Annotated in this window: 21 protein-coding genes; 13 read left to right on the top strand and 8 right to left on the bottom strand. The window is 70.0% G+C overall.

Annotation, left to right across the window (positions count from 1 at the left end):
* Positions 1–82: 82 nt before the first annotated feature.
* From pqqA to V1457_RS24975, 5 genes are all read right to left on the bottom strand, one after another.
* Positions 83–178, bottom strand: a complete 96-nt coding sequence (pqqA, locus tag V1457_RS24995; protein WP_200072856.1) for a pyrroloquinoline quinone precursor peptide PqqA — start codon at positions 176–178, stop codon at positions 83–85.
* 199 nt (positions 179–377) lie between these two features.
* Positions 378–1,139 (bottom strand): ribonucleotide-diphosphate reductase subunit beta, encoded by a 762-nt coding sequence (locus V1457_RS24990; RefSeq protein WP_200072855.1) that lies wholly within the window; start codon positions 1,137–1,139, stop codon positions 378–380.
* 47 nt (positions 1,140–1,186) lie between these two features.
* Positions 1,187–1,402, bottom strand: coding sequence for a rubredoxin (gene rd, locus V1457_RS24985; RefSeq protein WP_200072854.1), 216 nt, complete (start codon positions 1,400–1,402; stop codon positions 1,187–1,189).
* A gap of 133 nt (positions 1,403–1,535) precedes the next feature.
* Positions 1,536–3,218, bottom strand: coding sequence for a PQQ-dependent dehydrogenase, methanol/ethanol family (locus tag V1457_RS24980; protein WP_295147483.1), 1,683 nt, complete (start codon positions 3,216–3,218; stop codon positions 1,536–1,538).
* 13 nt (positions 3,219–3,231) lie between these two features.
* Positions 3,232–3,696 carry an MSMEG_3727 family PQQ-associated protein gene (locus V1457_RS24975; RefSeq protein WP_200072852.1) on the bottom strand — a complete coding sequence of 155 codons (465 nt, stop codon included), beginning with the start codon at positions 3,694–3,696 and terminating at the stop codon, positions 3,232–3,234.
* A gap of 626 nt (positions 3,697–4,322) precedes the next feature.
* Between V1457_RS24975 and V1457_RS24970 the strand changes: the two genes are divergently transcribed.
* A complete protein-coding gene (locus tag V1457_RS24970) occupies positions 4,323–4,763 on the top strand; it encodes a DUF1232 domain-containing protein (RefSeq protein ID WP_338597255.1) in 441 nt (146 codons plus the stop codon).
* Positions 4,764–4,774: 11 nt separating this feature from the next.
* Here the strand turns inward: V1457_RS24970 and V1457_RS24965 are convergent, their stop codons facing one another.
* A complete protein-coding gene (locus tag V1457_RS24965; RefSeq protein ID WP_338597254.1) occupies positions 4,775–6,106 on the bottom strand; it encodes an aspartate aminotransferase family protein in 1,332 nt (443 codons plus the stop codon).
* A gap of 77 nt (positions 6,107–6,183) precedes the next feature.
* Here V1457_RS24965 and V1457_RS24960 point away from each other — a divergent pair, with 77 nt between their 5' ends.
* The gene (locus tag V1457_RS24960; RefSeq protein ID WP_295142456.1) at positions 6,184–6,666 is read left to right on the top strand and encodes a hypothetical protein; all 483 of its coding nucleotides are present in this window, start codon (positions 6,184–6,186) and stop codon (positions 6,664–6,666) included.
* 7 nt (positions 6,667–6,673) lie between these two features.
* Here the strand turns inward: V1457_RS24960 and V1457_RS24955 are convergent, their stop codons facing one another.
* Together V1457_RS24955 and V1457_RS24950 are read right to left on the bottom strand one after the other, a co-directional pair.
* The gene (locus tag V1457_RS24955) at positions 6,674–7,720 is read right to left on the bottom strand and encodes an AI-2E family transporter (protein ID WP_338597252.1); all 1,047 of its coding nucleotides are present in this window, start codon (positions 7,718–7,720) and stop codon (positions 6,674–6,676) included.
* Between the two features lie 288 nt (positions 7,721–8,008).
* Positions 8,009–8,665: a flavin reductase family protein gene (locus V1457_RS24950; RefSeq protein ID WP_338597250.1), complete on the bottom strand. Its 657-nt coding sequence runs from the start codon at positions 8,663–8,665 to the stop codon at positions 8,009–8,011.
* A gap of 256 nt (positions 8,666–8,921) precedes the next feature.
* Here V1457_RS24950 and V1457_RS24945 point away from each other — a divergent pair, with 256 nt between their 5' ends.
* From V1457_RS24945 to V1457_RS24895, 11 genes are all read left to right on the top strand, one after another.
* Positions 8,922–10,103, top strand: a complete 1,182-nt coding sequence (locus tag V1457_RS24945; RefSeq protein ID WP_338597249.1) for a 4-oxalomesaconate tautomerase — start codon at positions 8,922–8,924, stop codon at positions 10,101–10,103.
* On the top strand, positions 10,100–11,143 hold the full coding sequence (locus V1457_RS24940) for an amidohydrolase family protein (protein WP_338597248.1): 1,044 nt from the start codon (positions 10,100–10,102) through the stop codon (positions 11,141–11,143). Before V1457_RS24945 ends, V1457_RS24940 begins: the two co-directional genes overlap by 4 nt.
* 24 nt (positions 11,144–11,167) lie before the next feature.
* Entirely contained in the window at positions 11,168–11,851 is a 684-nt protein-coding gene (gene ligK, locus V1457_RS24935) for a 4-carboxy-4-hydroxy-2-oxoadipate aldolase/oxaloacetate decarboxylase (RefSeq protein ID WP_338597247.1), read from the top strand.
* A 63-nt stretch (positions 11,852–11,914) separates the two neighbouring features.
* Positions 11,915–12,835, top strand: coding sequence for an amidohydrolase family protein (locus V1457_RS24930; protein WP_338597245.1), 921 nt, complete (start codon positions 11,915–11,917; stop codon positions 12,833–12,835).
* Positions 12,836–12,890: 55 nt separating this feature from the next.
* Complete coding sequence (locus tag V1457_RS24925) at positions 12,891–14,282, top strand: MFS transporter (RefSeq protein ID WP_295151298.1); 1,392 nt, start codon at positions 12,891–12,893, stop codon at positions 14,280–14,282.
* Between the two features lie 15 nt (positions 14,283–14,297).
* Complete coding sequence (locus V1457_RS24920; RefSeq protein ID WP_295151296.1) at positions 14,298–15,311, top strand: VOC family protein; 1,014 nt, start codon at positions 14,298–14,300, stop codon at positions 15,309–15,311.
* Positions 15,312–15,441: 130 nt separating this feature from the next.
* Positions 15,442–16,767 carry an MFS transporter gene (locus V1457_RS24915; protein WP_338597241.1) on the top strand — a complete coding sequence of 442 codons (1,326 nt, stop codon included), beginning with the start codon at positions 15,442–15,444 and terminating at the stop codon, positions 16,765–16,767.
* 58 nt (positions 16,768–16,825) lie between these two features.
* A complete protein-coding gene (locus V1457_RS24910; RefSeq protein WP_338597239.1) occupies positions 16,826–17,566 on the top strand; it encodes a DUF1932 domain-containing protein in 741 nt (246 codons plus the stop codon).
* Between the two features lie 108 nt (positions 17,567–17,674).
* A complete protein-coding gene (locus V1457_RS24905) occupies positions 17,675–18,352 on the top strand; it encodes a GntR family transcriptional regulator (RefSeq protein WP_200072839.1) in 678 nt (225 codons plus the stop codon).
* A gap of 110 nt (positions 18,353–18,462) precedes the next feature.
* Entirely contained in the window at positions 18,463–18,879 is a 417-nt protein-coding gene (locus tag V1457_RS24900; protein ID WP_200072838.1) for a thioesterase family protein, read from the top strand.
* A 461-nt stretch (positions 18,880–19,340) separates the two neighbouring features.
* Entirely contained in the window at positions 19,341–21,062 is a 1,722-nt protein-coding gene (locus V1457_RS24895; protein WP_338597237.1) for a hypothetical protein, read from the top strand.
* Positions 21,063–21,085 lie beyond the last annotated feature (23 nt).

The following is a 21,085-nucleotide window of genomic DNA, read 5'->3' as shown; positions in this document are numbered from 1 at the left end:
TCTCGCGGCTCCGGCGGCGAGGCGGCCACCGCGGGCACCGGCGGCCCGATGTCCGTGGTGGCCTCGAGAACGTTCGCCGGTTTCAGTCTTCGACCTGGGCGACGTACATCGTCACCTCGGCCGCGCAACCGATTTCCTCGAACCGGGGCGGCTCCCATTGCGGGGTTTCCGACTCCATGTCTGCACCCCCTTTCAGCTGCACGACAGCGCTGTGCCATAGGTGCTGTGTGTCACATCGACCATAGCCGAGGTGCACCGTGCTTGTAATGAGCAGCGCTCGTGTCGATCGCGCTGCTGCGGACCGGGAATCGAGTGCTCCGCGTGGCTCGGAGCTGTTGTGCGGCGCACGCGAGCACGCTCGCCGTGGGCGCACCCGCTCACCAGAACTTGATGTTGACGGCTTTGAGCCTGCGCCGGTGCAGTTGCGCGGTCTTCTCGATGGCATCGGGCGAGATCAGCTCTCCCCACGCGGAGGACGCCTGCTCGCCCGCCCGCAGCAGTTCCTCCATCTCGTCGTCGAGGATCTCGGCGTTCTGGATTACCCGCGAGCCGAACCCGATGTGCCAGCGCTCGTCGCGCAGGACCAGCTCCATGCCCTTGTGCAGCCCCGGCAGCTGCACCGACAGGTGCTCGAGCGCGTCGAGCATGGCGTGCTGGGCCGCCAGCAGGACCACGCCCTCGAGGATCATGTGGTAGAGCCCGACCGCGGGAACCAGCCCCGAGTGGTCGTCGGCGAGCTGCTTGGCGATGGCGGGCAGCCGCTTCTCGAACAGCTCCACGATCTCGGGGCTGACGTGCTCGCGCAGCACGTCGAGCCGGGCCGGGACGTCGGCTCCCGGGACGGCGGCCACTTCGGCCGCGACGCGGTCGAAGAACCGCGCGTGCCGCTTCTCGTCGCGCTCCTGCGCGCGGAAGGCCGCCGCCATCGACTCGTCGCCCGCGGCGACCTGGAACGAACCGAGCTCGCCCGCGACCGAGTTCTCACCGATGCAGAAGCCGGCCGTCAGTCCGAGCAGCTGGGTGCGCTCCGCGTCCCGCAATCGGGGCCACGCCTGGACGTCGGCGTCGAGGTCGAGGGCGAACTCGTCCCACTGCAGCGAATCGGCGAGGGTGACGAAGTGGTCGTACCCGGCGATCATTGATCAGCGTCCTCATGCATCGGGGCCTCATTGCATCGGGGGTCGCACTACATCGGGATCTGCTCGCCCGGCTCGAGCTCGCGGAAATCCGACTTCGTCGCCCCGCAGATCGGGCACATCCAGTCGTCGGGGATCTCCTCGAAGCGCGTCCCGGGCGGGATGCCGCCGTCTGGGTCGCCTTCTTCGGGGTCGTAAACCCAGCCGCAGAGCTCGCAGATCCATCTCCTGGTCTGCGGCTGCGCCAATGTTCGATCGGTGCTCATGCGCTCGCCGGTTCCCCGGGCAGCCGGGCGACCCCGCCGTCGTCGCGGCCGTGGAGTTGCACGGTGTCCCGTCCTCTCGAGTCGATCGGGACCTCGCGGGGCGTCGGTTCCGAGCCGACGCCCCGCTGCGGTCTTACTCCGGCAGTGCGAAGGAGAACAGCGCGTCGCCCGCCGAGCCCCCGAGCAGCCCGGGCAGGAAGCCCTCGATCCAGCCGCCCCAACCGGTCGGGACCGCGATGTACTGGCGGCCGTCGACGCTGTAGGTGGTCGGGCTGCTGTGGTGCCCGCTGCCGCACTGGAACTGCCACACCTTCTCGCCGGTCACGGCGTCCAGGGCGACGAACTCACCCGTGGGCAGTCCGGTGAACACCAGCCCGCCCGCCGTGGTCAGCACCGAGGCGCACATCGGGTACTCGTTGCGCCAGCGCCACTTCTCCTCGCCGGTGAGCGGGTCGATGGCGGCCACGTACCCGTAGTGGTCGTCGAGGTCCACGGCGACTCCCGCGCCCCAGTACGGGATGCTTTCCTTGAACTCGCGGCGTCGGCGGGTGGCGGTGGCCCCGACTTCCTGCACCGGCACGTAGATCAGCCCCGTCTGCGGGCTGTAGGCCATGTGCGTCCATTCCTTGCCTCCGGCCGGCCCCGGCCAGAAGTGCACCGGCACGCCTTCCGCGTCCGGGTAGACCTTGGCGGTGACCTCGCCTTCGGGGCTGATCTCGCCCCAGGTGATCCGGTCGACGAACGGGAACACCCGGACCAGCTCGCCGTTGACCGCGTCCAGGACGAAGAAGTAGCCGTTCTTGTCCGCGTGCGCGAGCAGCTTGCGCCCCTCGTGCTCGAACAGCAGGTTCTCCATCGTGGAGTCGTAGTCCCACAGGTCGTGCGGGGTGAACTGGTAATGCCAGCGGATCTCGCCGGTGTCGGCGTCCACGGCGACGACGCAGTCGGTGTAGAGGTTGTCGCCCGGACGCACGGCGCCGTCGAAGTCCGGTGCCGGGTTGCCGGTGCCCTGGTAGATCAGGTTCAGGTCCGGATCGTAGGTGGGGGTGACCCAGCAGTTGCCGCCGCCGCGTTGCCACGCCTCGCCGTCGGCGGGCCAGGTTTCGGATCCGGGCTCACCGGGCTTGGGGATCGTGTAGCAGCGCCAGCGGCGCTCCCCGGTGTGCGCGTCGAACGCGTCTAGGTTCCCGCGGGTGCCGAACTCCCCGCCCGAGCTGCCGACCAGAACCATGTCCTTGACCAGCAGCGGCGCCACGGTGCGGCTCTCCCCGGCGCGCACGTCGCCGATGGTCACGTCCCAGACGGGCTCGCCGGTCCGGGCGTCCAGCGCCACCAGGTGGGCGTTGAGCGTGGCGAGGTAGACCTTGCCGTGCCCCACGGCCACGCCGCGGTTGACGTTCCCGCAGCACAGCGAGACGTCGAAGGGGGAGGCGTGCTTGTAGCGCCAGAGCTCTTCGCCGGTCTCCGCATCCAGCGCCCAGACCTTCCCGTCCGGGCCGGACACGTACATGATGCCCTCCACGACGATGGGGGCGGCTTCGAAGGAGTAGGTCGACGCGCCGGAGTGCAGCCCCGTCGAACCGGCCTGGAACACCCACGCGGGAGAGAGGCTTTTGACGTTGTCCTTGCTGATCTGATCCAGGCTGCTGTAGCGCTGACCGTCGTAGGTGCCGTAGTAGGTCAGCCAGTTCTGCGGCTCCGACCGGGCGTTGCGCACGCGCTCGTAATCGACGTTCCCGGTGGCGGGCGCGCTGCCCTTGACGTTGCTGAGCGTCCCGAGCGGGACGGCCTGACCTGCATCGACGTAGTCGGTCATGATGTGCTCCTGTCTACGGGCGCGGCTGGGCGGGACGGTCGAGCCGGGCGTGCTTGGGGACGTCGCCGCTGACGACGATCGCGCCGGTGAGGCCGCGGCCTTCGTCGTTGCCGGTCGTGGAGCTGTACCAGTAGTAACCGGGCCCTTGCAGCCGGAGGTCGGCCGTGCCCTTGGAGTGGTTCACCAACCAAATGATCATGTTGTCGCCGTTGCTGGGCAGCACCGCGCAGTGCGTGTTCTTGTCGTCGTTGATGACCGTGAGCTCGAGGTCACCGCCGTGCGGCAGGATGATCGTCGCCGGGTCCCAGCACAGTTCGTCCTCCCGGATCCGGACCGTGGCGCGCATCCGGCCGTCCGGCCCCTCCTCGGCGTGCTCGACGTTCCCGGTGCCGAGCATCCGCCCCAGCGTCGCCTTGTTCTGGCCGCACAGGCCGGCTGCGGTCAATTCGGCTTGCCGATCGTCTGCAGTGGCCGTCATCGGTCCCACCTCCTGCTGTGCACGTGTGCGCCACACCCGTGATCACGCGTGCGCTTGATCTCGCTGCTCACGAAAACCGCCTCTCGTCGCCGAACCCAGCACGCCGATTCCGGAAAGCCGCGGCGGACTCGCTCGCCCGTGATCCCTGGTGTCCACACCGGAGCGTTGGTTCCCGGAACGTCAGCACCCGGCCGGACCGAAGTGGGCAGGCAGCCACCGCTCGTCTACGCCGAGCAGGAGCCGCGACCGTCCGTTCTCGGACAGCACAGGTCACTCGCCACCTCTCGAGCGTGCTGCGCATCACATCAACAATAACCCAGGGCAGCGAGGTTGTAATCAGGATCACTGCTGTGCCTTATTGCTGAACCGGCTCTCGATTGATCACGAGTTGCCGCCCGGTAGCCTGGACGTGGGAAGGCTCGCGCCTGGCGCGCTGCCCTTCGGTGGCGCCCCGCTTCGGTGGCGCCCCGCTTCGGTGGCGCCCCGCTTCGATGGCGCCCGGGCCCTCCGACGGCGTTCGGCCGCAGCCCGGCTTCCGCGGTCCCGGCGAGTCGTCCGAGCCGCGCGCGGCGCTGCCTACACTGCGGAGCACTCCCGCACGCCCGAGCCCCGACGGGAGAGCCGACGTGAACGCATTGAGCTGGGGCGAGTTGCTAGCGGGCACCGCCGGGTGCCTGGTGCTGGCCTGGGTCGCGCTCATCGCCGCGCTCGCGACCTCGAGCCCGAGCCGGGGCGTGCCGCGGGAGGCGGCGCGGTTGCTGCCCGACTCGCTGCGGCTGCTGCGGCGGCTGCTGGCCGACCGGGACGCCCCGCGTGGTGTTCGCTGGCGCGTCGGGCTGGTGCTGGGCTACCTCGCGCTGCCGATCGACCTCGTGCCCGACTTCATCCCGGTGCTCGGCTGGGCCGACGACGTCATCGTCGTCACGCTGGTGCTGCGCTCGCTCGTGCGCCGTGCGGGCGCGCCCGCGGTGCGCAGGCACTGGCCCGGGACCGATGACGGCTTCGCCGCGCTGTGCCGGCTCACCGGGCTGCGGGCGAACTCGGGCGTCACGGCCGCGGAGCGGTGACGCGAGCAACGTCAGCCCGGCAGGTCCTTCAGGGCGGTGTCGAGGATCGCGAGGCTGCGGTCGATCTCGGATTCGGTGGCGGTCAGCGGCGGAGCGATGCGGAACGTCCCGCCCATACCCGGCAGCTGCACGATGTTCATGTGCAAGCCGAGCTCGGCGCAGCGCCTGGTCACCGCGGCACCCATCTCATCGGCGTTCCTGGGCTCATCGGCGTTTCCGGGCGCGTCGGCGTTCCCGGCTGAATCGGGGTCGCCGGTCAGCTCCATCCCGATCAGCAGTCCGCGGCCGCGGACGTCCCCGATCACCTCGTGCCGCTCGCTGAGCTCGGCAAGTCCGCTGCGCAGCCGGTCGCCGAGTTCGCGGGCGCGAAGGTCCAGGCGGTCGCGGGCGAGCACGTCCAGGACCGCGTTCCCGACGGCGGCGGGCAGCGGGTCGTTGACGTGCGTGGTGAAGAACAGGAACCCGCGGTCGTGGGCTCGCTGCTCGATCTCGGCGCTGGTGAGCACCGCCGCCAACGGCAGCCCTGCGCCGAGGGTCTTGGACAGCGTGAGGATGTCCGGGACGACGCCATCGCGCTCGAACGCGTACCAGTCGCCGGTACGGCACAGCCCGGTCTGCGCCTCGTCCAGGATCAGCAACATGCCCCGCTCGTGGCACTTGTCCCGCAGCGCGGCCAGGTAGCCGGGCGGGAGGTCGACGACGCCACCGGAGCTCAGGATCGGCTCGACCAGGCAGGCCGCGAGGCTGCCGACCGACTGCGCATCGATCAGCTCGAAGCCGAAATCGAGCTGGCGGCGCCAGTCCAGGTTCCCATCGGCGTCGACGATGCCGGGCCGGAAGCTGTCCGGGACGGGCAGCGCGAAGTTGCCGCTGGCGCCGGGCCCGTAGCCGACGCGCCCGGCGCTGTAGGTGGCGCTCGCGGCGGCCTGCGTCATGCCGTGCCAGGAGCGGGCGAACGAGACGACCTCGTGCCCGCCGGTGACGAGCTTGGCCATCCGCAGGGCGGCCTCGTTCGCCTCGGCACCGGTCGTGAGCAGCACCGCCTTGTCCAGCGGTTCCGGCAGCGTCCCCGCCAGCCGCCGGGCCAGCTCGAGGACCGGGCGGCTGAGCATGCCGCTGTAGACGTGGTCCAGGCGGCCCACCTGCTCCCGGACCGTCGCGACGATCTCCGGGTGCGCGTGGCCGAGGATCGCGCTCATCTGCCCCGAGGTGAAGTCGAGCAGCTCGCGCCCGTCCTCGGTGAACACCGAACTGCCCGCGGCGCGATCGATGATTCCGGGGCTGAAGGCGCCGCCGCCCGAGTAGCGGATCAGGTGCCGTTGCACAGCGGTGTCGTCGGACATGGCCCCGACGCTACAAAGGGCGCCGTTCGGGCGTCCATCGCCGATCACGATCGTCCCGGATCCCTTACCGTGCGCTCATGGATCCGGGGCCGGACAGCGAAGCCTCCCACGCCAGGCGCAGCGCCCGCGTGGGACTGCAGACCGCCGTGATCGACAACAGCGCGGCGTTCGGTTTCTCCATCACGATCACCTCGTCGTACGGGGCGCTCAACCAGCTGGCACGAGCGCCGACGCTGCTCGACATCGCGGGATTCGCGCTGTGCGCGGTCGTGGCGTTCGCCGTTCTGCAGGCGTTGACCACCCACGGGTTCCGTCGCCACGCCGGCGCGGCGCCTCGATCGGTGGTCCTGCTGGGGACCGCATTGGACATCGTCTCGGTCGGTCTCGGGCTCGGGGCGGCGATGCTGGCCGCATTCGTGCTGCCCGCCGGGGTGGCGTGGCCGGTGGGTGGGTTCCTGGCCTCGCTGGTCTTCGCACTCAGCCAGGCGCTCGAGCTCATGCTCGCGGCTCGGCTGGAAAGGCTCCGCGGCGACCCGGAAGCGGAGCGAACGCAGGGCTGAGCGCGGCTCAGCTCTCCGCAGTGCGTCCGCTGAGGTGCCGCATGATGTGCTCGACGCAGGCCGCGACCGGCACCGCGAGGAAGGCGCCCAGCACGCCCAGCAGCGCGGACCCGATGGCGATGGCCACCAGGACCACGAACGCGGGCACGCGAACGATCTTGCCCATCACCACGGGTTGGATCACGTTGCCTTCGATCTGCTGCACGACCAGCACGACCACGAGCACCAGCACGGCGGTGAGCAGTCCGCGCTCGGCCGCCGCGACCAGCACCGCCAGCATTCCCGAGAGCACGGCCCCGAGGTAAGGCAGGAAAGCGCCCAGGTAGACCAGCACGGCCAGCGGCAGCGCCAGCGGAACGCCCAGCAGCGCCAGGCCGGCGCCGATGAACACCGCGTCGAACAGCGCGACGACGAGCAGCGCGCGGAAGTAGCGGCCGACGACCTGCCACAACCGCGCCAGCACCCGCCAAACCTCGTCCTGCCGCGCCGCGGGCAGCCAGCCGACCAGCGCAGCCGCGAGCCAACGCCCCTCGGCCAGGTAGAACAGCACCACCACCAGCAGCAGCACGACCGAGGACAACACCGTGGCCACGGTGCCGAGCGCGGCCGGGATCGAGCCGCCGCCGAAGAATTGCGTCGTGAGGCTTCCGACGATGGCCCGCACGTTCACACCCGGGCCGAAGAAGGGCGTGCGGGAGAGCACCCGGTCGAGCTGCTCGGTCGCCTGCCCCAGCGCGGAGGACAGCTGCGGGAGCTGCGCGACGAAGGCGGGCACCACGAGCCAGACGGCTGCCGCGATCACCGCGAGCCCGAGCACGACCGCGATCAGCGCGGCCAGCGGCCGCGGCACATGCAGCCGGCCGAGCAGGTTCACCAGCGGAGCCAGCGCGGCGGCGACGAACAGCGCCAGCAGCACCGGCACCACCACGACCGCGAGCTGCGAGACGACCAGCCAGGCGATGACGAGCACGCCGACTATGCCCAGCAATGCCCACGCCCTCCGGCCGAGCCGGACCACGGTCGATCGCTCCTCGTGCTGCTCACCGCCGCCCATCACGACGAGCTCACTTCCGCGAGTACGAGCGTGCGGGGCGACGTGGCCGCGTCACCGGCGCACGACCCCGGTCAGCGGCCACGTCGTTCTGCGACTCGCGGTTGGAGCACGGTGACCTCCCTGCTGCCGGACACGGAGGCGATGGTGCACCAAGGCGCATCAACGTGCTCGGTCGTCGCGAGGCCGGAAGGACTGACGACGAGGTGGCGCGAACGCTGACTCAGGCCCGGCATCGGCGGGGCCGGAGCAGGCCAGGCGCGAAGCGTCGGCGCGCGGGGGCCTGAGCAGTCAGGCCGACTGCCCTTGGAGACCGTACTGCGCTTCCGCGCTGGAACCGGGGACGCGCATCTCGAACGTCTCGGTGATGACGGTGTAGTCGAAGTAGCCCATGCGGGCGATCGGCTGGATGGTCCGGATGTCCAGCTTGCCGTCGTCGCCGATGACCGAGTCATCGACGTGGATGCGTTCGACTCGGGCGAAGACCACGTCGACGGTGCCGACGTTGCTCTCACCGGGCAGCCGCTGCGTGGACAGGTACCGGCATTCGAAGTGGCAAGGGCTTTCGGCGACCATCGGGCCGGGCGCCAGGTCCGCCTCGGAGCGGGTGACTCCCGCCCGGTCGAACTCGCTCTCGTGCTCGGCCAGCTCCATCGCGCTGATGTTGACGGCATCGCGCAGGTCCCAGGTGGCCATGTTCCAGACGAACCAGCCCGTCTGCTCGGCATTGCGGACGGTGTCCTTGCGGCGTCCGTCGGGGTACTGGTTGGCCGAGAACATGACCATCGGGGGATCGAAGGTCAGGTTCTGCCACTGGCTGTAGGGCGCGAGGTTCTCGGCGCCGTCGGTGCTGATGCTGGAGAGCCATCCGATGGGCCGGGGAACGGTGCAGCTCTTGAACGGCGAGTAAGGCAGCGGATTCTTCTCGGTCGAGGGGCTGTACTTCACAGGTGCTCCTTGTGCGTCGCCGGCCGGGCGGCCAGGTCACGGGCCGCCGGCAGTGGCCGCGTCCACGGTGCCGCGGCGAGGTCCGAGCGTAGTGCCGCCGTGATCGCCGCTCGTCCCGGCGCAAGCCGATCGCACGCGATGCGCGAGATGGCGAGGAATTTTGGCGAAAAGATTGTGAACAATCGTGTTCATAGTCTAGCTTGCCGGAGAGCCGATGAAGGACCTCGCGCTCGCGACGACTCGATGGAGGAGTGCCATGCCCGTCGACGCCGACGGCCCCGCCGCGCGCTCGCGCCGCCGCGGTTCGCAGACCGCGATCCCGTGCCTGTTCATGCGTGGCGGCACCTCGCGGGGACCGTTCTTCGACGAGCGGGCGCTGCCCGCGGACGTCACGACCCGCGACGCCGTGCTGCTCGCCGCACTCGGATCCCCCGACCAGCGGCAGATCGACGGAATCGGCGGAGCGCACCCGCTGACCAGCAAGCTCGGGATCGTGCGTCCGGGCACGCGGCCCGGGATCGACGTGGAGTGGACGTTCGGGCAGGCGCAGCCCGGCGGCAGCACCGTCGACGTGACGGCGAACTGCGGGAACATGCTCGCCGCGGTGCTGCCGTTCGCCATCGAGACCGGCATGGTCGTCCCGAGCGGCGACCGCACCACCGCGCGCGTGCTGACGCGCAACACCGGGATGGTCGCCGAGATCGCGGTCCGCACGCCCGCAGGTCCGGACGGGCAGCGGTACGTCGAATACGCCGGTGCTGCCCGCATCGACGGTGTTCCCGGGGGTGCCGCGCCGATCGAGGTCGGGTTCCTCGACACCGCGGGCTCGGTGGCAGGCGCGCTGCTGCCCACCGGGAACGTGCGGGACACCGTCGAAATCCCCGGGCTCGGGCCGGTGGACGTGACGCTGATCGACAACGGTCAGCCGCTGGTGATCGTCGAGGCCGCGCGACTGGGCCGCACCGGCTACGAGCCGCCCGCCGAGATCGACGGCGACGACGACCTCAAGGACGAGGTGGAGGCGCTGCGCCTGGTCTGCGGCGAGGTCATGGGCCTCGGCGACGTCACGGACAAGAACTACCCGAAGATGACCCTGGTGGCGCCGCCCCGGCACGGCGGCAGCTTGTCCACCCGGAGTCTCATCCCGCGGGTGGCGCACCAGTCCATCGGCGTGCTGGCGGCGGTCACCGCGGCGACCGCCTGCGTGCTCGACGGAAGCGTCGCCCACGACGTCGCCACCGGTCTGGTCGGCACTGAACCGACCGTCTCGGTGGAACATCCCTCGGGCGAGTTCAGCGTGACCCTCGGACTCGACTCCTCCGATCCGCCGCGCGTCGTGCGCTCGGCGCTGCTGCGCACCGCGCGCCTGCTGATGTCCGGCGACGTCCTCGTCCCGGCATCCCGCTGGACACCCCGCACGAAGGAGCAGTTCGCTTGATCATCGACGTGCACGGTCACTACACCACCGCCCCTGCGCCGCTCGGTCGCTGGCGCGAGGCCCAGGTCGCCGGGCTGACCGACCCGTCGCAGCGGCCCGATTCCGCAGGGCCGATCATCAGCGATGACGAGATCCGCGAGTCGGTCGAGCCGCATCAGCTGCGTCAGATGGACGAGCGCGGCATCGACGTGACCGTGTTCTCGCCGCGCGCCTCGTTCATGGCCCACCACATCGGTGACTTCGAGACTTCCTCGGCATGGGCGCGGATCTGCAACGACCTGTGCCACCGCGTCGCGGAGCTCTACCCCGAGCGCTTCGCGTTCGCCGCGATGCTTCCCCAGTCGCCCGGGTCGGACCCGGCGACCGTCGTGCCCGAGCTGGAACGTGCGGTGCGGGAGCTGGGCGCGGTCGCGGTGAACGTCAACCCCGATCCCTCCGGCGGGCACTGGACTTCGCCGCCGCTGACCGACCGGCACTGGTACCCGGTGTGGGACAAGCTCGCCGAGTTGGACGTGCCGGCCATGGTGCACGTGTCCACCAGTTGCAATCCGGCCTTCCACACCACCGGCGCGCACTACCTCAACGCCGACACCACCGCGTTCATGCAGCTGTTGCAGGGCGACCTGTTCACCGATTTTCCCGGGCTGCGGTTGGTGATCCCGCACGGGGGAGGCGGGGTTCCCTACCACTGGGGTCGATTCCGCGGTCTGGCACAGGCCTTGGACAAGCCGGAGCCCGAGGAAGCCTTGCTGGGCAACGTCTTCTTCGACACCTGCGTGTACCACCAACCCGGCATCGATCTCCTGCTCGACGTGATCCCGCACGAGTCCGTCCTGTTCGCCTCGGAGATGGTCGGCGCCGTTCGTGGCATCGACCCCCGCACCGGGCAGCACTTCGACGACACCCGCCGCTACGTCGAAAACGCCGGGCTCACCGAGGAATCCCGCGAAGCGGTCGAAGAGCGCAACGCGCGACGCGTCTACCCGCGGCTGGACGCGCGGTTGACCGCCCAGGGCCGGTCGACCACACAGGGCCGCTGAACCACTCACCACGAAGGAGGCACCGTGCACGAACTCGGAGTCGTTCACCGCACCATCGAGCGCGCCGATCGCGAGGCCGTCGAGGCCCTGTCGAGGTTCGGCGTGGCCACGGTGCACGAGGCCATGGGCCGAATCGGCTTGATGCGGCCGTACATCCGCCCCGTCTACCAGGGCGCGAAGCTCTGCGGCACGGCCGTCACCGTGCTGTTGCAACCGGGCGACAACTGGATGCTGCACGTCGCCGCCGAGCAGGTCCAGGACGGTGACGTGCTCGTGGCCGGCTGCACCACCGAGTGCGAGGACGGTTTCTTCGGCGAGCTGCTGGCCACCTCGCTGCGTGCCCGCGGTGCCGGTGGGCTGGTCATCGACGGCGGTTGCCGGGACACCGACGAGCTGCGCGAGATGGACTTCCCGGTGTTCTCCCGCGCCATCAACGCGAAGGGCACCGTGAAGGCCACTCTCGGCTCGGTCAACGTGCCCGTCGTGGTGGCCAACGCGCTGGTCAACCCGGGCGACGTGATCGTCGCCGACACCGACGGCGTCGTCGTGGTGCCCGCGGCCGAGGCGGCCGACGTCGCCAAGGCCGCGGCCGGGCGCGAGGACAGCGAGGCGGGCAAGCGCACCCGCTTCCAGGACGGCGTGCTCGGCCTGGACCTCTACGGCATGCGTCCCAAGCTGGCCGATCTGGGACTGACCTACCGCGACTGACGACCGATCGTCGCCTCGAATGCAACGACGCATGTCGTCCGCCCGGGCGGCAGGAGGAGATCGATGAGCACCGCGCCCGAAGTCACTCCCGGATGGCTGCCCTGGCACCCGGACCCCAGCAGCCCCACGTTCGTCCCGCCCGCCGGGGCCGTCGACGCGCACTGCCACGTTTTCGGCCCTGCCGCGCGGTTTCCGTTCGCCCCGGAGCGCAAGTACACGCCGGTGGACGGCACCAAGGAGAAGCTGTTCGGACTGCGCGATCACCTCGGCTTGGCGCGCAACGTCATCGTGCAGGCGACCTGCCACGGCAAGGACAACAGCGCCCTGCTCGACGCGCTGCGCGCCTCCGGCGGCTCCGCCCGCGGAGTGGCCACAGTGGACGCCGATGTGCCGCGGGAAGAGCTCGAGCGGCTGCATTCGGCGGGTGTGCGCGGTGTTCGCTTCAACTTCGTCAAGCGGCTGGTCGAGACCGTGCCGACGCGGGCGCTGGAGACCATCGCCGCGAAGATCGCCCCGCTGGGCTGGCACGCGGTCGTCTACTTCGAAGCCCCGGACCTGCCCGGGCTGGCGGAGTTCTTCCTGTCCCTGCCGGTCCCGCTGGTGGTGGACCACATGGGACGCCCCGACGTCGCGAAAGACCGCGACGGCCCGGAATTCGCCGAGTTCCTCGACTTCGTGGCGCGCAGCGGCGCGTGGGTGAAGGTTTCCTGCCCCGAACGCCTGTCCAAGACCGGCCCGCCCGCCCTCGGCGGCGAGCAGCACGCCTACGCAGACGTCGTCCCGTTCGCGCGCCGCGTCGTCGAGGTGTTCCCCGACCGGGTCCTGTGGGGCACCGACTGGCCGCACCCGAACCTGACCGACCACATGCCCGACGACGGTCGGCTGCTGGACCACGTCCCCCGGATCGCGGTCACCGCCCAGCAGCGGCAGGCGCTGCTCGTGGACAACCCGATGCGGCTGTACTGGCCGGACGAGCCCGCCTGAACCACCGGAGCGAACACCGGGCGACGAAGCCCACTCTTGCCATGAGGAGACCGCAGTGCAGCAGTCCGCTGATCGGGACGGGCCCGACCGGGTCGCGAACTCGGCCAACCGGCTGGACCGGTTACCGATCTCGAGGTTCCACAAGCGCACGATCGCCGCGCTGGCCTTCGCCTACTTCTTCGAGTTCGCCGACATCAACACCTTCGCCATCACCGCGCCCAAAGTGCGCCAGCAATGGGGCGCCGACGTCGAGCACATCGCCTACGTGACGTCGCTGTCGTTCGTCGGCATGTTCCTCGGCTCGGTGGTGGCCGGTGGGCTCGCCGACCGGCTCGGTCGAAAGCGGGCCCTGACGCTGACTACGACGTGGTTCTCGGTGTGGTCGTTGGCGACGGTGTTCGCCTGGGACATCGCGTCGATGGGCCTGTTCCGGATCCTGACCAGCGCCGGGCTCTCGGCGATGACCGTGGTCGCGGTCGTCTACCTCAACGAACTCTTCCCGCGGGCCCAGCGCGGGAAGTTCCAGGCGTACGTGATCATGATCGGGATCTGCGGGACCCCGGTCACGAACCTCATCGCCTCGGCGGTGGTCCCGCTCGGCGAGCACACCTGGCGCCTGGTCTACCTGTGGGGCGCTGCGGGTGTGCTGTTCCTGCTGTTCCTGCGCAACCTGGTCGAATCCCCGCAGTGGCTGGAATCCCGCGGCCGCCACGACGACGCGGAGGCGGTGCTGCGAGGACTGGAGGCCAAGGCGGCGGCGGAGCACGGAGAACTGCCCGCGGCCGTCGAGCCGGTCGGCGAGGCTCGCGCCGCCAAGCCCGGATCGGCCGTGCTCAGAGACCGGAAGTTCCTCTCGCGGACCGCGCTGCTTTCGGTGCTGTGGATCACCCAGACGATCGGGTTCTTCGGCTTCTCCTCGTGGGCTCCGACACTGCTGGCCGCCGAAGGCGTCAGCGTGGAGGACTCCGTCTTCTTCGTCGCGCTGACCACCGTCGGCGCACCGCTGGGGTCCTTGCTGGCCGCGCAGGTCACCGACCGGTTCGAGCGCAAGTGGTGCCTGGTCGTGTTCGGAACGGTCATCGCAGGTTCCGGCCTGTTGTACGGGTTGACCTTCGTCCCGGTGCTGGTCGTCGTCTTCGGCTTCACGGTCAACCTGTTCGAACGCGGCTACACGTCCCTGGCCTACGCCTACTCGCCCGAGCTCTACGACACCGAAGGCCGCTCGCTGGGCACCTCGATCTCCTACGGCCTGGGGCGGCTGTCTAACGCGGTCGGGCCGTTGATCATCGCCGCGCTCTACAGCGGATACGGGTACCGGACGGTCTTCGGCTTCATCGCAGGTACCTGGATCGTCGGCGCGCTCGCGCTGGCGCTGTTCGGTCCGGCCACCCGCAAGATCCGGCTGCAGGCCACGTCGCCGGAGCACGAGCGCGCCACCGATCGCTGATCCGAGGAGGACCTCATGCCCGCCATCGCCGTCCCGGAGAACCTCAGCACCCTCAAGCGGATGGTCGCCGACACGCCCACGCGTCCTCCGCTCGGCGACGTCGCCCATCTCGGCCACGCCCAGCTTTTCACGCCATGCCCCGCGGAAACGGTCGCGTTCTGCACCGACTTCCTCGGTCTGACGGTCACCGGCCAGGACGGTGCCCACACCTACCTTCGGACCTGGGACGACTACGAGCACCACAGCCTGGTCGTCACGCGCCGGGAGCGGTCCGGCATCGGCCGCACGGCGTTGCGCTGCTCCTCCGCCGAGGCGCTGCAACGCCGCAAGGCCGCCGTGGAAGCCACCGGCGCCTCCGGCGAATGGGTCCGGGACGAGCCCGGCATTGGTCCACTGTGGACCACCACGGACCCGGACGGCCACGAAATCGCGCTCTACCACGAAACGTCCTGGTACGAAGCGCCGCCCGAACTCGCCCCGGAGCTGAAGAACCAGCCGCAGGCCAAACCCGGCCGCGGTGTCGGCGTCCGGCGCCTGGACCACGTCAACTACCTCGCGGCGAACGTCGAGCAGGCCAGCGACTTCCTCATCGACGCGCTCGGCGCGCGACCCACCGAGCAGATCCGGCTGGACGACGGCAAGATCGCGGCCCGCTGGCAGACCTTCACCCAGAAGTCCTACGACCTCGTGCACACCGAGGATCGGACCGGTTCCGCGGGGCGGCTGCACCACATCGCGTTCGCCACCGACACCCGCGAGGACATCCTGCGCGCCGCCGACCTGGCCGTCGACACCGGTGTGTTCATCGAGACCGGACCGCACAAGCACGCCATCCAGCAGACGTTCTTCCTCTACGTCTACGAGCCGGGCGGCAACCGCATCGAGCTGTGCAACCCGCTGACCCGCCTGGTGCTGGCCCCCGACTGGCCGCTGATCACCTGGACCGCGAAGGAGCGCGAGAAGGGCCAGGCATGGGGCTTGCAGACCATCGAGTCCTTCCACACCCACGGCACGCCGCCGATCGACTAGGAGCTGTTCAGGAAATGGTTTGCGCAGCGGGTCGGGTAGTGGAACCCGCCGGTGGTCCGGCTGAGTCCTCGGGCGGCGCAAGCGGCTGCCGCCGCTTTTCAAACAGAACCCAGGGCCCGAGGTACCCACCATGACCAGATACCCGTCCCCGTCGGACTCAACGGCGTCCGCACCACCCAGCGCCGCCCGGCGGCGCATGATCGTCGTCGCCGTTTGCTGGGCCTTGGTCCTGCTCGACGGCATCGACACCTTCGTCTACGGCGCGACGTTGCCCGAGATGATCGGCGAGGGCCATCTCGGTCTCACCGACGCCACCGCGGGCGACATCGGCAGCTACACCACGTTCGGGATGCTCGTCGGCACGATCCTGTCCGGCACGGTCACCCGCTGGGTGGGGCGCCGCCCGGCGGTGTTCGCCTCGGTGATCGTGTTCACCGTGGCCACCCTCGGGTCCGGGCTGGCCACGAGCGCGGGCGTGTTCGGACTCTTCCGGCTGCTGTGCGGTTTCGGGCTCGGTGCGCTGCTGCCGATCGCGATCGCCTACGGCATGGAGTTCACCACCGGCGGCCGCAGAGCCCTGGCCACCGGCATCATCATGACCGCGCACCAGACGGGCGGTGCGATCGCTCCGCTCGTCGCGCTGGCGCTGGTCGACACAGCCGGGTGGCGGTGGGTGTTCATCGCAGGCGCGGTACCCGCGGTGGTCCTGCTGCCCGGGGCGATCAAGCTGCTGCCGGAATCCCCGGCCGTCTTGGCGGCTCGTGGCCGACCGGACGCCGCCGCGGCCGTCGAGGCGAGCTACGCCCTCGAGCCCGCGGCGCCCGCGTCCGCGCGCCCGGACCGGTTGGAGAGCCTGAAGGCGCTCTTCCGCGACCGGCAGTGGGCGACGACGTCGCTGTTCTGGCTCACCTCGTTCGCCGGCTTGATGCTGGTCTACGGGGTCGGGCAGTGGCTGCCGAAGATCATGGGCGATCTGGGCTACGAGACCGGCGACTCCCTGCTGTTCTCCACCGCGCTCAACGGCGGGGGCATCGTCGGCATGTTCGTGGCGGGCCGCCTCGCCGACGCCGTCGGGTCGCGCCGGATCGTCGTCATCTGGTTCGCGCTGACCGCGGTCTTCGTCTATCTGCTGGGTGCGCACCTTCCGGTCGCGCTGCTCTACGTCGTGGTGTTCTTCGCCGGACTGCTGCTGTTCAGCGGGCAGACCATGGTCTACGCGACCGTCGGTGCCCACCACGACGCGAGCGACCGCGACACCGCCCTGGGCTGGGTGGCAGGCGTGGGCCGGTTCGGCGCGGTCTTCGGGCCTTGGCTCGGTGGGACGCTGCTCGCCGCGGGCCACGCCGACTACGGCTTCGCCGCGTTCGCGGTGACGGGTCTGTTCGCGGCGGTGACGATGGCGCTGGCGACCGCCACGATCAGGTTGCGCCGTGCTGGAACTCGATGCCGGGCTTGAACCCGATTCGGATGTCGACATGTCGCGGGAGGTAGTTGTGCGCGTTGCGGTTCTCGGGATGGGGGAGGCAGGACGGTGCTACGCCGCCGACCTGCTCGCGGCCGGACATGCTGTGGTGGCCTTCGACCCGGCGGACGTGCCGTTCCCGGATGGCGTCGAGCGCGCCGAGTCCCCGGCGCGCGCCGCGTCCGGTGCCGGGCTGGTGATCTCGTTGACCGGCGCCCGATTCGCCGAAGACGCCGCCGGTCAGGTCGCCGAATCCGGCGCAGGCGTGTGCTTCGCCGACTTCAACAGCGCGGACGTGGCAACCAAGCGCGCCGTCGAGGCCGCACTGCCCGGCACCCCGGTCGCCGATGTGGCGGTGCTGGCGCCGGTCCCGCGCGCCGGTGCCCGCACGCCGCTGGTGGTCTCGGGCCCCGGTGCGGGGACGGTGGCCGAGGTGTTCGGACCCGCGGGTGCCGCGGTGGAGGTGCTCGACGCGGAAGTCGGTGCCGCGGCCGGGCGGAAGCTGCTGCGGAGCGTGTTCATGAAGGGCCTGGCCGCCACCGTGCTCGAGTCGGTCTCGGCCGCCGAGCGCGCGGGATGCGCGCAGTGGGCACGCGAGCAGATCGCGGCCGAGCTGGGCAGCGCCGAACTCGTGGACCGGCTCATCGACGGGAGCAGCCGGCACGCCGCTCGCCGGGTGCACGAGATGCGCGACTGCCGCTCGTACCTCGACGAGCTCGGCGCCGCCACCGATGTCTGCGACGCGACCATCACTTGGCTGCGGCGACTGACCGGTGACGCGCCCACCGCCTGAACGCCGCTGTTCGCGGTCCGCCCGGTGAGGACGGGCGCACCGGTCGTCCACCCGCCCGTTAGCATTGATGGACAAAATTGTTAGCAAAAATCGGTACGGGGTAGGGCAGTGACGACAGCGAAGCGCGACGCCGAGCAGCCGGCCGCACAGCCGCCGGTGGCCGACGTGATCCGCGAGGCCATCACCAGGGGTGACTTCGCGCCCAACCAGCGCTTGGTGGAGGCTGAACTCTCCGAGCAGTTCGACGCCAGCCGAGCGGCGGTGCGCAACGCGCTGGTGCAGCTGACCACCGAAGGGCTGGTCGAGCGCATCCAGAACCGCGGCGCCCGGGTGCGCGCGGTCTCGCTGGAGGAGGCCATCGAGATCACCGAGGTCCGCATGGCGGTCGAGGGCCTGTGCGCGGCGCGGGCCGCGGAACGCGCCACCGACGAGGACCGGTCGGAGCTGCGCGAGATCGGCGAGCAGATGCGGACCGCCGTCTCCGGCGGGGACGTGTGGGGCTACTCCGAGCTGAACAAGCGGCTGCACTCGCTGGTGCTGCGGGTCAGCGGGCAGCAGACCGCGCACGAGGTGCTCAGCAGGCTGCGCGGCCAGAACGTGCGCCACCAGTTCCGGTTGGCCATGCACCCGGGGCGCCCCTCCGTGTCGCTGCCCCAGCACGTGGCCATCATCGAGGCGATCTGCGCGACCGACCCGGCGGCAGCCGAGCAGGCGATGCGCGAGCACCTGCGCAGCGTCATCGACGCCCTTCCCGAGGTGCACCGGACGCGCACCACCGCGCTCTGAGCGGACCACCGCGAAAACGCGTTGCGCGTGGCGTGTTCGGCCGTCGAGGTCGCTTGCGATCGTGGTCATGAATGCGGTCGGTCGCCGGGCTCGGTAGTTAGGGTGGGCCGGTGGCTATTCGTGTTCCCCTTCAGGTCCGCAGCTACGAGCTGGACGCCCTCGGTCACGTCAACCACGCCGTGTACCACCAGTACGGCGAGGTGGCGCGAGTAGCCGGGTTCCGGGCGGCCGGTTGCGACTGGGACGGGCTGATCGAGAAGAACCTGGCCCCGGTGCTGCTGAGCACCACGGTGCACTTCCGGCAGGAGTTGCGGGTCGATGAGCGGTTCGAGGTGTCCTGCGAGGTGAGTTTCGGGGAGGGGAAGTCGTTCCACCTCGACTCGGTGGTCACCAAGGACAGTGGTGCGGTGTCGGCCGAGATCGGATGCGTTCTCGGTCTGATGGATCTGGACGCCCGGAAGCTCGTCGCGGACCCGAAGGCGGCGTTGGAGGCCGTCGGCTTCGACGCATCCGTGCTTTCGAAATAGTTGCGGAATAGAGCCAGTGGCAAAGACGAATTACGCACCCGGCATAGGAAAATCGTGTTCAGCGCTGGGTCGCATTGCCGCCGGGATTGTTGAACGTCGCGGTGCGTGGTGACCCCATTGGAGCAGCGCTCGCGCACGCACCGGAGCGGACGCGGCAACGACGTCCAACGTCAGAACGAGCGTCAGCGCCGTTTTCCGCGAGTATCCTGAGACCTATGGGTTTCGGAGTCCGCATCGGGCCACGACTCTTTCGCGTCCGAGTGAGCACGCGGGGGCTGGGGATCAGCAGTGGCGTCGGCCCATTCTCGGTCCATGCGAACTCCGGCTCAGGACCACGTGCTCGCCGTACGACGACGAGGCGCACGCCGAGCAGCAAAGCTCCCGCGGTTGACCGCGGCCCGGTCCACCTGCCCGGCGACACCACGACCACCGACCTGATCGGTGCCGGCGCTGAGCAACTTGTGCCCACCGGGGCCGACGAACTCGCAGCCCAGCTCAACCGCGCGCAGCGCTGGATCACCGGGTGGGGTTGGGCGACCGTCGTCTGCGCGTTCGTTTCCTTCGCCGTGCCGCTGTTTTTCATCCCGGCGGTGGCGGCGCTGGTCGTTGCTCTGGTCGGCTTCGCGCGGCGCCGCGTCGTGCTGCACTACGAGGTCGATTCGGACCTGACCAAGTGGTTCAACGACCTCGTCACCGGGTGGCCCGCGTTCGCCCGGACCGATGGCAAATGGCGGGTGCAGACGAGCACGCACCTCAACCGGACGCACGACCGGAAGACGAACGCCGGCGCCGGTGATCTCGTGTCGCGGCACGACCTGTCGTTTCCGACGAGGTTGCCGCTCGCGCTGAACGCGAACGTCGAAGTCCCCACGGTGCAGGCAAAGCGGCACAGCCTGCTGTTCCTGCCCGACAGGTTGCTGGTGAAGTCCGGTGGTCGCTGGAGCGACGTGGACTACAACCACCTCGATGTGACCGTGCGCCGGATCAGGTTCGTCGAAGAAGGCTCGATACCTCGCGATGGAGTGCGGCTCGGCGAAACGTGGCAGTACGCCAACGTGAAGGGCGGGCCGGACCGCCGCTTCAAGAACAACCGCCGCCTGCCGGTGATGAGCTATTCCGAAGTCACGCTGTCCTCATCCGGAGGACTCGGCTGGTCCTTGCAACTGTCGCGGCACGAGGCCGCGACGTGGTGGCAGCGGACTCTCCGCGCCCGTCCGCGAACGCCGTTGCTGACGAGCGCGCGGCTGGCGGACGCTGCGGTCTCTTCGGCTCTACCGGCACCTACGGCCGCAACGACGAACGCGGCCGAACCGGGGCCTCCAACGATCACCGCGCCACCCGCACCGGTCCGCCGACCGAAGTCCGCTGCCGGGAACGAGCACGTACCACCAGACCCGGCGGGTCGGCCGCTCGAACCGTGGGGGCGTCCCTGGAGCACGATCGAGGTCGCGGGCGAGTCCTTTCACGAGAAGGCCTTCGCGGCGCTGTTCGCCGGGGCGCCGGAGTACGAGGAGCCCGGCGGCTCCGAGTCGCGGGAAAAGGCAGTGCTGGTGCCCGACCCCGGCAACCCGCACGGTGCGGGGCATGCGGTGGCTGTCTTCGTGCGCCGGCACCACGTTGGTTACCTCCCGCACGAGAAGTCCGCTGGGTACTTCCCGCAGGTCTCGGTCAGCACCGCTCGAGGTTGCGCTGTGACGGTCGATGCGCGCGTGTGGGCCGCCGAGAACTACAACGGGAGCGGATTCCGGGCCCGCGTCACGCTTTTCGTCGCGGAAGCCGAGGACTTCGGCTACCCGGCGTCGATGCCCGGTGACGCCAACGCCGTGCTGCTGCCGTTCGGCAATGCGTTTCAGGTGACGGGCGAGGAAGAGCACGTCGACTTCCTGCTGCCGTATGCCGGGCAGGACGTCGCAGTGACCCTCCACGGCATCACGGTCGAGAAGGCGGGCAAGCCGCTGGACTTGGTGCAGGTCCGACTCGATGGGGAGCCGGTCGGGCGGTTCACCCCGGCGACCAGTGCCAAGGTCGGGCCGCTGGTGAGCAGCGTCGAGCGTGTCGGCGGGTTGCCGGTGGCGCGCGCGGCCGTCGTCGGCGAGCCCACGAAGGCCGATGTCACGGTGTACGTAGCGCGCGCCCGAGACGTGCCGCAGGACTGGTTCGACAGCCTGCGGCCGCTCGCCTGAATCCGTTGGGCGAACGCTGCTGA

The organism is Saccharopolyspora sp. SCSIO 74807 (assembly GCF_037023755.1).
Classification (GTDB): domain Bacteria; phylum Actinomycetota; class Actinomycetes; order Mycobacteriales; family Pseudonocardiaceae; genus Saccharopolyspora_C; species Saccharopolyspora_C galaxeae.
Note: the sequence above shows the minus strand (reverse complement) of the source record. Positions and strands in the feature narration are given on the sequence as shown.

Excerpts from the sequence above, each read along its gene's own strand:
- V1457_RS24915 (WP_338597241.1), top strand. The coding sequence starts at position 15,442 with ATGACCAGATACCCGTCCCCGTCGGACTCAACGGCGTCCGCACCACCC.
- rd (WP_200072854.1), bottom strand. The coding sequence starts at position 1,402 with ATGAGCACCGATCGAACATTGGCGCAGCCGCAGACCAGGAGATGGATC.
- V1457_RS24990 (WP_200072855.1), bottom strand. The coding sequence starts at position 1,139 with ATGATCGCCGGGTACGACCACTTCGTCACCCTCGCCGATTCGCTGCAG.
- V1457_RS24975 (WP_200072852.1), bottom strand. The coding sequence starts at position 3,696 with ATGACGGCCACTGCAGACGATCGGCAAGCCGAATTGACCGCAGCCGGC.
- pqqA (WP_200072856.1), bottom strand. The coding sequence starts at position 178 with ATGGAGTCGGAAACCCCGCAATGGGAGCCGCCCCGGTTCGAGGAAATC.
- V1457_RS24910 (WP_338597239.1), top strand. The coding sequence starts at position 16,826 with ATGGGGGAGGCAGGACGGTGCTACGCCGCCGACCTGCTCGCGGCCGGA.
- V1457_RS24965 (WP_338597254.1), bottom strand. The coding sequence starts at position 6,106 with ATGTCCGACGACACCGCTGTGCAACGGCACCTGATCCGCTACTCGGGC.
- V1457_RS24960 (WP_295142456.1), top strand. The coding sequence starts at position 6,184 with ATGGATCCGGGGCCGGACAGCGAAGCCTCCCACGCCAGGCGCAGCGCC.
- V1457_RS24955 (WP_338597252.1), bottom strand. The coding sequence starts at position 7,720 with ATGGGCGGCGGTGAGCAGCACGAGGAGCGATCGACCGTGGTCCGGCTC.
- V1457_RS24930 (WP_338597245.1), top strand. The coding sequence starts at position 11,915 with ATGAGCACCGCGCCCGAAGTCACTCCCGGATGGCTGCCCTGGCACCCG.
- V1457_RS24920 (WP_295151296.1), top strand. The coding sequence starts at position 14,298 with ATGCCCGCCATCGCCGTCCCGGAGAACCTCAGCACCCTCAAGCGGATG.
- V1457_RS24945 (WP_338597249.1), top strand. The coding sequence starts at position 8,922 with ATGCCCGTCGACGCCGACGGCCCCGCCGCGCGCTCGCGCCGCCGCGGT.
- V1457_RS24980 (WP_295147483.1), bottom strand. The coding sequence starts at position 3,218 with ATGACCGACTACGTCGATGCAGGTCAGGCCGTCCCGCTCGGGACGCTC.